This is a genomic window from Enterobacter sp. MGH 24 (genome assembly GCF_000493015.1).
In the GTDB taxonomy this organism is placed as follows: domain Bacteria; phylum Pseudomonadota; class Gammaproteobacteria; order Enterobacterales; family Enterobacteriaceae; genus Enterobacter.
Window position 1 is genome coordinate 2,761,171 of record NZ_KI535657.1, and the last position, 11,684, is coordinate 2,772,854.

Consider the following 11,684-nt stretch of genomic DNA (forward strand, 5'->3'; position numbering starts at 1 on the left):
GTAGTAAAATTACAAACAAAGCGATATTATTTTAGCCAGGTCACAGATTTTGAATTTTCCGGATGACGTTTCCGGCCAACTATAGGGGAGAAAAATATGGATCTTTATAAAGAGTATCCGGCTCATATCGTGTTCTTGCGCCGCGCTTTCGCCGTAGTGGCTGGTGTGCTGGCGCTGCCGGTGATGCTGTTCTGGAAAGATCGTGCACGTTTTTACAGCTATCTGCACCGCGTCTGGGCGAAAACCAGCGAGAAGCCGGTATGGATGGATCAGGCCGAGAAAGCGACCTGCGATTTCTATTGATACGAAGACTACACATAGCAATAAAAAAACCGCCAACAGCAATGTGGCGGTTTTTTTGTCCCTCGGGATTCGCGGTCCGTTGGGTGGTCTTCAGGCCCTCGTCAGAGGCTTACAAGAATATCTCGGGTCCTTAAGTAATCAAACGGCAAATCCCTAAATAGATTCTTAAAAATCATTTCAGTGGATTACCTTTTACGCGAGGGCCAACTACTATGCAGCGTCCCTTTCCGCCATCTCGCACATGGGCACCGGTCCCGGGAAAGGCGTCACCACAACCGTAAGTCAGGCTCTCGTCAGGGCTTGTGTCCACCGACTTATCACCGGTGGTGAACGGTGGAGCGGTTAGCTGCAGGGACCGCATAATGAAACGCTATTTTTGCATCGCGTTCATTGTCGCCAGCGTACTCGTTGTAAAGAGCGATGAACCGAATGTGTTTGTCGCTTTAACCACGATAGCGCAGGACAAGTAGCGTTAAGGCCGCCTCGGGCGGCCTTTTTTATTTCATCCCGTCTACACTTCATGGCAAAGTAGTTCAATGCATGCTTTTTCCTTTTACGGCATGCCCTTATGGACATAATGGACAATAGCCTGGAGTTTTATGCCCACCCATCTGGTTTGGTTTCGCGCGGACCTGCGCGTACATGACAACATCGCACTGGCGGCGGCCTGTCGCGACAAAGACGCTAACGTACTGGCTCTGTTTATGGCCACGCCCGATCAGTGGCGGCAGCACGATATGGCTCCCCGCCAGGCGGCCTTGCTCCGTGCGTATCTGACCGATCTGCAGCACTCGCTGGCCGGAAAAGGTATACCGCTTATCTATAAAGAGGTGAGTGATTTTGCCGCACAGCTTCAGACGGTGCAGGCGATCTGTAAGCAGCACAACGTTACGCATCTTTTTTACAACTATCAGTACGAATTCAACGAGCAGCAGCGCGACCGTCAGCTGGAGAAGATGCTGGAAGGGGTGGTCTGCGAAGGGTTTGATGACAGCGTAATGCTGGCACCGGGCAGCGTGATGACCGGCAGCCACGAGATGTATAAAGTTTTTACGCCGTTCAAAAATGCCTTTATCAAACGTCTGAAAGAGGCGCTGCCGGAGTGCGTTGCCGCGCCTGCCGTGAGAGGCGAAGCCATAAAGGATCTGCCTGAACTGACGTTTGATTACCCTCAGCAGCCGTTTGATGAAACGCTGTTCCCCGCCGATGAAAAAGCGGCTATCGCCCAACTGCGCCAGTTCTGCAAACAGAACGCAGGCAATTACGACGCGCGTCGTGATTTTCCCGCCATCGAGGGCACCAGCCGCCTGTCGGCCTGTCTGGCGCTGGGCGCGATCTCTCCTCGCCAGTGTTTACATCGCCTGCTGGCGGAGCAGCCGCAGGCGCTGGAGGGGGGCGCAGGGTCCGTCTGGCTGAATGAACTGATCTGGCGCGAGTTCTATCGCCATCTGATGACGTATCACCCTGATTTATGTAAGCATCGTCCCTTCATTGGCTGGACCGATAATGTAAAGTGGCAATCGAACGATCGGCTGCTGAAAGCCTGGCAAACAGGGCAGACGGGTTACCCGATAGTCGATGCCGCCATGCGCCAGCTGAATGAAACCGGGTGGATGCACAACCGCCTGCGGATGATTACCGCCAGCTTTCTGGTGAAGGATCTGCTTATCGACTGGCGTATCGGAGAGCGCTATTTTATCTCTCAACTGATCGATGGCGATCTCGCGGCGAATAACGGCGGCTGGCAGTGGGCAGCCTCTACCGGCACCGATGCCGCGCCCTATTTCCGGATATTTAATCCGACCACTCAGGGACAAAAATTTGATGCGGACGGCGAGTTTATCCGCCGCTGGGTGCCTGAGCTTAACGGTATACCTGCTAAAGCGATCCACGAACCGTGGGCATGGGCGGATAAACAGCGTGTAAAGCTGGATTACCCTCGCCCGATTGTCGACCATAAACAGGCGCGTGTCGCCACGCTGGCAGCGTACGAAGCGGCCCGCAAAGCATAAGAGAGTGATGATGAAAAACAGCGAACTGGAAAGCCTGATTAACGAAAAATTGAACAGCGCCTCCTTCAGCGATTACGGCCCGAATGGGCTTCAGGTCGAGGGACGCGAGACGGTGCAAAAAATTATCACCGGCGTCACGGCAAGCCAGGCGCTGCTGGACGAGGCCGTTCGTCAGGACGCCGACGCGGTGATTGTCCATCACGGTTACTTCTGGAAAAACGAATCGCCGATTATTCGCGGGATGAAGCGTAACCGCCTGAAAACGCTGCTGGCAAATGATATCAACCTGTACGGTTACCATTTGCCGCTGGATGCGCACCCTGAGCTCGGCAACAACGTCCAGCTGGCGCAGCTACTGGGCATTACCGTGATGGGCGAAGTTGAGCCGCTGGTGCCGTGGGGCGAACTGGCGATGCCTGTTCCGGGGCTGGAGCTGGCATCCTGGATTGAAGCGCGCCTGGGGCGTCGCCCGCTGTGGAGCGGTGATACCGGTCCGGATACGGTGAAGCGTGTTGCCTGGTGTACCGGGGGCGGTCAGGGCTTTATCGACAGCGCCGCGCGTTTCGGCGTCGATGCGTTTATCACCGGCGAGGTTTCCGAGCAGACCATTCACTCGGCGCGTGAACAGGGACTGCATTTCTACGCGGCAGGCCATCATGCCACCGAGCGCGGCGGCATTCGCGCCCTTAGCGAGTGGCTGACGGAAAATACCGATCTGGATGTGACCTTTATTGATATCCCTAACCCGGCCTGATGAGAGGTGCCTGAGTGCAGCGAGCGCGTTGTTATCTTCTGGGAGAAACGGCAGTGGTTCTGGAACTCGAGCCGCCGGTGACCCTTGCCACGCAAAAGCGAATCTGGCGGCTAACACAGCGTCTGGTCGAACTACCGGAAGTGGTTGAAGCCATTCCGGGGATGAATAACATCACCGTGGTGCTGCGTAGCCCGCATACGCTGGCGCTGGATGCTATCGAACGTTTGCAGCGCTGGTGGGAAGAGAGTGAGGCGCTGGAGCCAGAATCGCGTGCCATTGAGATCCCGGTCGTTTATGGCGGTACGGGGGGGCCGGATCTCGGCGTGGTGGCAGACCACTGCGGATTAACTGAAAAGCAGGTTGTTGAGCTGCACAGCTCGGTTGACTACGTGGTCTGGTTCCTGGGGTTTCAGCCCGGATTTCCGTATCTGGGGGGATTATCCCCTCAGCTGCATACGCCACGCCGTGCCGAACCGCGCCTGAGCGTACCGGCGGGGACGGTGGCTATCGGCGGCGAGCAGACCGGCGTTTATCCACTGACATCGCCTGGCGGCTGGCAGCTTATTGGGCATACCGCGACACCGTTATTTGATCCCGGGCTGGAGACGCCAATACTCCTGCGTCCCGGCGATACCCTTCGCTTTATCCCACAGAAGGAGGGGGTATGTTAACGCTAATTCGCGCCGGGCTTTATACCTCCGTTCAGGATGCGGGCCGCTTTGGCATGCGCCAGTCTGGCGTGAGCTATTGTGGCGCGCTGGACAGGCCTGCGCTGGAGATTGCTAACGTGCTGGTGGGCAACCCCGGCAATACGGCCGCGCTCGAAATTACGCTGGGTCAGTGTGTGATTGAGTTTGGTCAGGAGACCTGGTTTGCCTTAACCGGCGCAGGGTGTGACGCCACGCTGGATGGCAAAGCGGTGTGGACCGGCTGGCGGCTGCGGGCGAAAGCCGGACAGCGCCTGACGCTCAAACGTCCGCTGCACGGCGTGCGTAGCTATCTCGCGGTGGCTGGCGGTATCGACGTGCCGGAGGTGCTGGGCTCATCCAGTACCGATCAGAAAGCCGGGGTTGGCGGTCACGAAGGACGTTTGTTGCGCGACGGCGATCGGCTGGCAATCAAGCCCTCCGCGCGCCATTTCTCGTCCACGCAGGGCGTAAAACAGCTGCTGTGGGGAAACCAGATCCGCGCCTTACCGGGGCCGGAATATCATGAGTTTGACGAGGCGTCTAAAGAGTCCTTCTGGCGCTCGCCCTGGAAGCTCAGCCCGCAGAGTAACCGTATGGGTTACCGCCTGCAGGGGCAGCCGCTGATCCGCACGACGGACCGGGAACTGCTCTCCCACGGTTTATTGCCGGGGGTCATTCAGGTGCCGGGGAACGGGCAACCTATCGTGTTAATGAACGACGCGCAAACTACCGGTGGTTATCCGCGTATTGCCTGCATTATTGAAGCCGATCGCTACCATCTGGCGCAAATTCCGCTTGGGCAGCCGATTCACTTTGTGCAGTGTTCGCTGGAGGAGGCGCTGAAAGCCCGGCAGGATCAGCAGCGTTATCTGGAGAAGCTGGCGTGGAGGCTTGATGGTAAAGATTGATTTGAATGCCGATCTGGGGGAGGGCAGCAGCGCTGATGCGGCGCTGATGACGCTGGTCACCTCGGCCAACATCGCCTGTGGCTTTCACGCGGGCGATGCGCAAACCATGCTGGAGAGCGTGCGTAATGCCATCAAAAACGGCGTGGCGATTGGCGCACATCCCAGCTTCCCCGATCGGGAAAACTTTGGCCGTACGGCGATGGATCTGCCCCCTGAGACGGTCTACGCTCAGGTGCTCTACCAGATCGGCGCGCTGGAGGCGATGGTGCGCGCCCAGAACGGCGTGATGCGCCACGTGAAGCCGCACGGCATGCTCTACAATCAGGCGGCGAAAGATCCGGCGCTGGCGGAGGCGATTGCCCGTGCGGTGCGGGACTGTAATCCGCAGCTGATCCTTGTGGGTCTGGCGGGCAGCGAGCTGATTCGCGCCGGAGAACGGATGGGCCTGACCACCCGTCACGAAGTGTTTGCCGATCGGGGATACCTGCCGGACGGCAGCCTGGTGCCGCGGACGCAGGCCGGTGCGCTGATTACCGACGACGCTGAAGCGCTGGCGCAGACGCTGGAGATGGTGCGTGCCGGGCGGGTGACCGCCGTGGACGGAACATTGGCGAACGTGCAGGCCGATACGGTGTGTTTACACGGTGACGGCGAGCATGCGCTCCAGTTCGCGCGCCGCTTGCGGGCGGCGTTCGCTGAAGAGGGTATTCTGGTCAGCGCAGAATAATGACGATAAGGACACAAAAATGCCAGAAGGTCCGGAGATCCGCCGCGCGGCGGATAGCCTGGAGGCGGCGATAAAGGGCAAACCGTTGACGGATGTCTGGTTTGCTTTTCCTCATCTAAAACCGTTTGAATCACAGCTGGTGGGGCAGACGGTGACCCATATTGAAACGCGCGGCAAAGCCTTGCTCACGCACTTTTCCCATAACCTGACGTTATATAGCCATAACCAGCTTTACGGCGTCTGGCGCGTGGTGGAGGCGGACGAGCAGCCGCAGACCACTCGCGTGCTGCGCGTCAGGCTGCAAACGGCGGATAAGGCAATCCTGCTTTACAGCGCGTCGGATATCGAAATGTTAACGCCGGAGCAGCTGCTGACGCACCCGTTTCTGCAGCGGGTTGGGCCGGACGTGCTGGACATGCGCCTGACGGCGAGCGACGTAAAAGCCCGGCTGTTATCACCAAAATTCCGCAACCGGCAGTTTTCCGGCCTGTTCCTCGACCAGGCTTTTCTGGCCGGGCTGGGTAACTACCTGCGGGTAGAGATCCTCTGGGAAGTCGGGCTGGCGCCGCAGCATAAAGCGTCTCAGCTTAATGATGAACAGCTGGAGGCGCTATCCCACGCGCTGCTGGATATTCCGCGGCTGTCGTACAACACGCGGGGCGTGGTGGATGAGAACATGCATCACGGGGCGCTGTTCCGATTCAAGGTGTTTCATCGGGCGGGGAAGAAGTGCGAAAGGTGTGGCGGGATTATTGAGAGAACCACGCTCTCTTCACGACCGTTTTACTGGTGTCCTCGGTGCCAGACGTAAAAAAAAGCCGGGTGGCGGCTATGCCTTACCCAGCCTACATTTCGCACTTGTAGGCCCGGCAAGCGAAGCGCCGCCGGGCGTGTTTATTAGCGCTTAATATCAGACTTAAAATCACGCTGCTCGTAGCCGGTATACAGCTGACGAGGACGGGCGATTTTCATGCCTTCGCTGTGCATTTCGTTCCAGTGCGCAATCCAGCCAACGGTACGGGCCATGGCGAAGATGACGGTGAACATGGAAGACGGAATGCCCATCGCTTTCAGAATAATGCCAGAGTAGAAATCGACGTTCGGGTAGAGTTTCTTCTCGATGAAGTACGGGTCGTTCAGCGCGATGTGCTCAAGCTCCATCGCCACTTCCAGCAGGTCATCTTTGGTACCCAGCTCTTTCAGCACTTCGTGGCAGGTCTCACGCATGACGGTAGCGCGCGGGTCGTAGTTTTTGTAAACACGGTGACCGAAGCCCATCAGGCGGAAGGAGTCATTCTTGTCTTTCGCGCGACGCACGAACTCAGGAATATGCTCAACGGTGCTGATCTCTTCCAGCATCTTCAGTGCCGCTTCGTTCGCGCCGCCGTGCGCCGGCCCCCACAGGGAGGCGATGCCCGCAGCGATACAGGCGAACGGGTTCGCGCCTGAAGAGCCCGCGGTACGGACGGTAGAGGTAGAAGCGTTCTGTTCGTGGTCAGCGTGCAGGATCAGAATACGGTCCATTGCACGTTCCAGCACCGGGTTCACTTCGTACTCTTCGCATGGCGTGGAGAACATCATGCGCAGGAAGTTACCCGCGTAGGAGAGGTCGTTGCGCGGATACACAAACGGCTGGCCGATGGAATACTTGTAGCACATCGCCGCCATGGTAGGCATTTTGGACAGCAGGCGGAACGCCGCGATATCACGGTGACGTGGGTTATTCACGTCCAGAGAATCGTGGTAGAACGCCGCCAGCGCACCGGTAATACCGCACATGACCGCCATCGGATGAGAGTCACGACGGAACGCATGGAACAGACGGGTAATCTGCTCATGGATCATGGTGTGACGGGTCACGGTGGTTTTAAATTCATCGTACTGGGCCTGCGTCGGTTTTTCGCCGTTCAGCAGGATGTAGCACACTTCCAGATAGTTGGATTCGGTGGCTAACTGATCGATGGGGAAGCCGCGATGGAGCAGGATACCTTCGTCACCGTCAATGTAGGTGATTTTGGATTCGCAAGATGCGGTAGAGGTAAATCCAGGGTCAAAGGTGAATACACCTTTAGAACCCAGCGTACGGATATCAATAACATCCTGACCGAGCGTGCCTTTTAGCACATCCAGTTCAATAGCAGTGTCACCATTTAGGGTGAGCGTTGCCTTTGTATCAGCCATTTACGGTCTCCTTAGCGCCTTATGCTTAAGACTGCGCTTTACCGGATTTGCTTTCAGCTGTTAATCACCGTTACCAGATTGTTATTTGGCTTACCGCTCAGCTCACGAGGACAAACCAGGGTACAGAGCTATGGCGCCTTGCAGGTAAACGAATGAAATATCAGTGAAACAACAGCAAATCAGCGTTTTTGCAGTCCGAATTATTCAAACCTGTATATCACTAATAACTGTCCTGATAACTTCGGTCAATACCATCACACTGTTACATAACTATTTGTCAGGTGAAAGAGAGACCTCATAACTTTTGCGCATTATATGCCTTTTCTGATGACGTTTGTAACAATATTGTTTAACATTTGTCAAATCAGATGATTAAAAATTAAAAAGATGTTGTTATCGTGACCCTGATCACTGTTCCAGAGAAAACCCGACAAACTGTATGTAGGTTAATTGTAATGATTTTGTGAACGGCCTATACTGCCGCCAGGTCTCCGGAACACCCTGCAATCCCGAGCCACCCAGCGTTGTAACGTGTCGTTTTAGCATCTGGAAGCAATGTTTTGCATGACGCGCAGTTATAGAAAAGGAACGCTGCTTGACCCGCATCGCAGTCCGGAGGAAGGAAACAATAAGAACAGCATGTGGGCGTTATTCATGATAAGAAATGTGAAAAAACAAAGACCTGTCAATCTGGATCTCAAAACGATCCGGTTCCCTGTAACAGCAATAGCGTCCATTCTGCACCGTGTTTCTGGTGTGATTACGTTTGTGGCGGTCGGTATTTTGCTGTGGTTACTGGGCACCAGCCTCTCTTCCCCTGAAGGATTCCTCCAGGCCTCTGCCATCATGAACAGCTTCTTCGTGAAATTCATCATGTGGGGCATTCTGACCGCGCTGGCGTACCACGTCGTCGTGGGTGTTCGCCATATGCTGATGGACTTTGGCTACCTGGAAGAGACTTTCGAAGCCGGGAAACGCTCCGCTAACATTTCATTTGTGATTACAGTCGTGCTTTCACTTCTCGCAGGAGTTCTCGTATGGTAAGCAACGCCTCCGCATTAGGACGCAACGGCGTACATGACTTCATCCTGGTCCGTGCTACCGCTATCGTTCTCACCCTTTACATCATCTATATGATCGGTTTCTTCGCGACCAGCGGCACGCTGACGTGGGAAATCTGGAGTGGGTTCTTCGGATCCGCCTTCACCAAAGTGTTCACCCTGCTGGCTCTGTTCTCCATCCTTATTCATGCGTGGATTGGCATGTGGCAGGTGTTGACCGATTACGTTAAACCGCTGGCGATTCGCCTCCCACTGCAGCTGGCCATTGTTGTTGCACTGGTGGTTTACGTTATTTATGGATTCGTTGTGGTGTGGGGTGTGTAATGAAACTGCCAGTCAGAGAATTTGATGCTGTTGTAATTGGTGCCGGTGGCGCAGGTATGCGTGCCGCACTGCAAATTTCCCAGAGCGGCCAGACCTGTGCGCTGCTCTCTAAAGTTTTCCCGACCCGTTCCCACACCGTGTCTGCGCAGGGCGGTATCACCGTTGCGCTGGGTAACTCCCATGAAGACAACTGGGAATGGCACATGTACGACACGGTAAAAGGTTCCGACTACATCGGCGACCAGGATGCCATCGAATATATGTGTAAAACCGGCCCGGAAGCGATTCTGGAGCTGGACCATATGGGTCTGCCGTTCTCCCGTCTGGAAAATGGCACTATCTATCAGCGTCCGTTTGGCGGCCAGTCGAAAAACTTCGGCGGCGAGCAGGCGGCGCGTACCGCGGCGGCGGCTGACCGTACCGGTCACGCACTGCTGCACACCCTGTATCAGCAAAACCTCAAAAACCATACCACCATCTTCTCCGAGTGGTACGCGCTGGATCTGGTGAAAAACGCCGATGGCGCAGTTGTCGGCTGTACCGCGCTGTGCATCGAAACCGGTGAAGTGGTTTACTTCAAAGCCCGCGCTACCGTGCTGGCGACCGGCGGCGCAGGCCGTATCTATCAGTCCACCACCAACGCCCACATCAACACCGGTGATGGTGTCGGTATGGCTATCCGCGCGGGCGTGCCGGTGCAGGATATGGAAATGTGGCAGTTCCACCCAACCGGTATCGCTGGTGCAGGCGTTCTGGTAACGGAAGGCTGCCGCGGTGAAGGTGGTTACCTGCTGAACAAACACGGCGAGCGTTTCATGGAGCGTTATGCCCCGAATGCGAAAGACCTGGCGGGTCGTGACGTGGTGGCGCGTTCCATCATGATCGAGATCCGTGAAGGCCGCGGCTGTGACGGCCCATGGGGTCCACACGCGAAGCTGAAGCTCGACCATCTGGGGAAAGAGGTTCTGGAATCTCGTCTGCCGGGCATTCTGGAGCTGTCCCGCACCTTCGCGCACGTCGACCCGGTGAAAGAGCCAATTCCGGTTATCCCAACCTGCCACTACATGATGGGCGGTATTCCGACCAAAGTGACCGGTCAGGCGCTGACCGTGAACGAGCAGGGCGAAGACGTGGTCATCCCGGGCCTGTTCGCGGTAGGCGAAATTGCCTGCGTATCCGTACACGGTGCAAACCGTCTGGGCGGCAACTCCCTGCTGGACCTGGTGGTGTTTGGTCGTGCGGTGGGTCTGCACCTGCAGGAATCCATTGCCGAGCAGGGCGCGCTGCGTGACGCGACCGACGACGAAATTGATGCCTCTCTTGAGCGCCTCAACCGCTGGAACGGTAACCGTAACGGCGAAGATCCGGTGGAAATCCGTAAAGCGCTGCAGGAATGCATGCAGCACAACTTCTCGGTATTCCGCGAAGGCGACGCGATGGCCAAAGGTCTTGAGCAGCTGAAAGCGATCCGCGAGCGTCTGAAAAATGCCCGTCTGGACGACACCTCCAGCGAGTTCAACACCCAGCGCGTTGAGTGTCTGGAGCTGGATAACCTGATGGAAACCGCGTTCGCGACGGCGATGTCGGCAAACTTCCGTACCGAAAGCCGTGGCGCGCATAGCCGCTTCGACTTCCCGGATCGTGATGACGAAAACTGGCTGTGCCATTCCCTGTATCTGCCAGAGTCGGAAACCATGACGCGTCGTAGCGTTAACATGGAACCGAAACTGCGTCCGGCGTTCCCGCCGAAGATTCGTACTTACTAATGCGGAGACAGGATAATGAAACTCGAATTCTCAGTTTATCGTTATAACCCGGATGTAGACGACGCTCCGCGTATGCAGGATTACACCCTCGAAGCGGAAGAAGGTCGTGACATGATGCTGCTGGATGCCTTAATCCAGCTGAAAGAGAAAGATCCTACGCTGTCGTTCCGCCGCTCCTGCCGTGAAGGGGTGTGTGGCTCTGACGGTGTAAACATGAACGGCAAAAATGGCCTGGCCTGCATCACGCCAATTTCAGCGTTGCAGCGTCCCGGTCAGAAAATTGTTATCCGTCCTCTGCCAGGCCTGCCGGTCGTGCGTGATTTGGTGGTAGACATGGGGCAATTCTATGCACAATATGAGAAGATTAAGCCTTACTTATTGAATAATGGGCAAAATCCACCCGCTCGCGAGCACTTACAGTCTCCTGAGCAGCGTGAAAAACTCGATGGGTTGTACGAGTGTATTCTCTGCGCATGCTGTTCAACGTCCTGCCCGTCGTTCTGGTGGAACCCGGACAAGTTTATCGGCCCGGCCGGTCTGCTGGCTGCCTATCGCTTCCTGATCGATAGCCGCGACACCGAAACCGACAGCCGTCTGGAAGGACTGAGTGACGCTTTCAGCGTATTCCGCTGCCATAGCATCATGAACTGCGTCAGTGTGTGTCCGAAGGGGCTGAACCCGACGCGCGCCATCGGCCATATTAAGTCGATGCTGCTGCAGCGCAGTGCGTAAGTAAAAAACGCCGGATGGCGCTGCGCTTATCCGGCCTACGTAACAGTAGGCCCGGTAAGCGTAGCGCCACCGGGCAAATTGCAGAAACCTTTAAAAACTGCCCTGAAGTCTAGACAGTTTCTAAAGGTTCCTTCGCGGGCCAAATGAAAAGAGCTCGCAGGTGAACCCCGGCACGTACACGTGGTGTGCGTGGTAGTTTCTACGGCGAAAGTAAGCATAAAAATGCT

12 protein-coding genes are annotated in these 11,684 nt (G+C 56.2%); 11 read left to right on the forward strand and 1 reads right to left on the reverse strand.

The features are described 5' to 3' along the window. The first annotated feature begins 96 nt into the window (after nucleotides 1-96). The 7 genes from L370_RS08910 (at nucleotide 97) to nei (ending at nucleotide 6,204) form a co-directional block, all read left to right on the forward strand. Nucleotides 97-303 (forward strand): YbfA family protein, encoded by a 207-nt coding sequence (locus L370_RS08910; RefSeq protein WP_023310781.1) that lies wholly within the window; start codon nucleotides 97-99, stop codon nucleotides 301-303. Between the two features lie 599 nt (nucleotides 304-902). Continuing rightward, a complete protein-coding gene (gene phrB, locus L370_RS08905; RefSeq protein WP_023334924.1) occupies nucleotides 903-2,315 on the forward strand; it encodes a deoxyribodipyrimidine photo-lyase in 1,413 nt (470 codons plus the stop codon). Nucleotides 2,316-2,325: 10 nt separating this feature from the next. Beyond that, complete coding sequence (locus L370_RS08900; RefSeq protein ID WP_023334925.1) at nucleotides 2,326-3,069, forward strand: type 2 GTP cyclohydrolase I; 744 nt, start codon at nucleotides 2,326-2,328, stop codon at nucleotides 3,067-3,069. 14 nt (nucleotides 3,070-3,083) lie between these two features. After that, nucleotides 3,084-3,740, forward strand: coding sequence for a 5-oxoprolinase subunit PxpB (pxpB, locus tag L370_RS08895; protein ID WP_032666581.1), 657 nt, complete (start codon nucleotides 3,084-3,086; stop codon nucleotides 3,738-3,740). Beyond that, entirely contained in the window at nucleotides 3,734-4,666 is a 933-nt protein-coding gene (gene pxpC / locus L370_RS08890; protein ID WP_023334927.1) for a 5-oxoprolinase subunit PxpC, read from the forward strand. Before pxpB ends, pxpC begins: the two co-directional genes overlap by 7 nt. Then, nucleotides 4,653-5,393 (forward strand): 5-oxoprolinase subunit PxpA, encoded by a 741-nt coding sequence (gene pxpA / locus L370_RS08885; RefSeq protein ID WP_023334928.1) that lies wholly within the window; start codon nucleotides 4,653-4,655, stop codon nucleotides 5,391-5,393. Before pxpC ends, pxpA begins: the two co-directional genes overlap by 14 nt. 19 nt (nucleotides 5,394-5,412) lie before the next feature. Continuing rightward, entirely contained in the window at nucleotides 5,413-6,204 is a 792-nt protein-coding gene (gene nei, locus L370_RS08880) for an endonuclease VIII (RefSeq protein ID WP_023334929.1), read from the forward strand. An 86-nt stretch (nucleotides 6,205-6,290) separates the two neighbouring features. Here nei and L370_RS08875 read toward each other — a convergent pair whose 3' ends face one another. Then, on the reverse strand, nucleotides 6,291-7,574 hold the full coding sequence (locus tag L370_RS08875; RefSeq protein ID WP_023334930.1) for a citrate synthase: 1,284 nt from the start codon (nucleotides 7,572-7,574) through the stop codon (nucleotides 6,291-6,293). Nucleotides 7,575-8,213: 639 nt separating this feature from the next. Here L370_RS08875 and sdhC point away from each other — a divergent pair. The 4 genes from sdhC to sdhB are packed head-to-tail and all read left to right on the forward strand — an operon-like array spanning nucleotide 8,214 to nucleotide 11,457. Continuing rightward, nucleotides 8,214-8,618 carry a succinate dehydrogenase cytochrome b556 subunit gene (gene sdhC, locus L370_RS08870; RefSeq protein WP_020684965.1) on the forward strand — a complete coding sequence of 135 codons (405 nt, stop codon included), beginning with the start codon at nucleotides 8,214-8,216 and terminating at the stop codon, nucleotides 8,616-8,618. Continuing rightward, on the forward strand, nucleotides 8,612-8,959 hold the full coding sequence (sdhD, locus tag L370_RS08865) for a succinate dehydrogenase membrane anchor subunit (protein ID WP_008501088.1): 348 nt from the start codon (nucleotides 8,612-8,614) through the stop codon (nucleotides 8,957-8,959). Before sdhC ends, sdhD begins: the two co-directional genes overlap by 7 nt. Beyond that, on the forward strand, nucleotides 8,959-10,725 hold the full coding sequence (sdhA, locus tag L370_RS08860) for a succinate dehydrogenase flavoprotein subunit (protein ID WP_003858619.1): 1,767 nt from the start codon (nucleotides 8,959-8,961) through the stop codon (nucleotides 10,723-10,725). The genes sdhD and sdhA overlap by 1 nt, the downstream gene beginning before the upstream one ends. 15 nt (nucleotides 10,726-10,740) lie before the next feature. Beyond that, entirely contained in the window at nucleotides 10,741-11,457 is a 717-nt protein-coding gene (sdhB, locus tag L370_RS08855; protein WP_008501090.1) for a succinate dehydrogenase iron-sulfur subunit SdhB, read from the forward strand. Nucleotides 11,458-11,684 lie beyond the last annotated feature (227 nt).

Coding starts and splice junctions, on each gene's coding strand:
- sdhC (WP_020684965.1), top strand. CDS start 8,214: ATGTGGGCGTTATTCATGATAAGAAATGTGAAAAAACAAAGACCTGTC.
- L370_RS08900 (WP_023334925.1), top strand. CDS start 2,326: ATGAAAAACAGCGAACTGGAAAGCCTGATTAACGAAAAATTGAACAGC.
- sdhA (WP_003858619.1), top strand. CDS start 8,959: ATGAAACTGCCAGTCAGAGAATTTGATGCTGTTGTAATTGGTGCCGGT.
- L370_RS08875 (WP_023334930.1), bottom strand. CDS start 7,574: ATGGCTGATACAAAGGCAACGCTCACCCTAAATGGTGACACTGCTATT.
- pxpC (WP_023334927.1), top strand. CDS start 3,734: ATGTTAACGCTAATTCGCGCCGGGCTTTATACCTCCGTTCAGGATGCG.
- phrB (WP_023334924.1), top strand. CDS start 903: ATGCCCACCCATCTGGTTTGGTTTCGCGCGGACCTGCGCGTACATGAC.
- sdhD (WP_008501088.1), top strand. CDS start 8,612: ATGGTAAGCAACGCCTCCGCATTAGGACGCAACGGCGTACATGACTTC.
- pxpA (WP_023334928.1), top strand. CDS start 4,653: ATGGTAAAGATTGATTTGAATGCCGATCTGGGGGAGGGCAGCAGCGCT.
- nei (WP_023334929.1), top strand. CDS start 5,413: ATGCCAGAAGGTCCGGAGATCCGCCGCGCGGCGGATAGCCTGGAGGCG.
- L370_RS08910 (WP_023310781.1), top strand. CDS start 97: ATGGATCTTTATAAAGAGTATCCGGCTCATATCGTGTTCTTGCGCCGC.
- sdhB (WP_008501090.1), top strand. CDS start 10,741: ATGAAACTCGAATTCTCAGTTTATCGTTATAACCCGGATGTAGACGAC.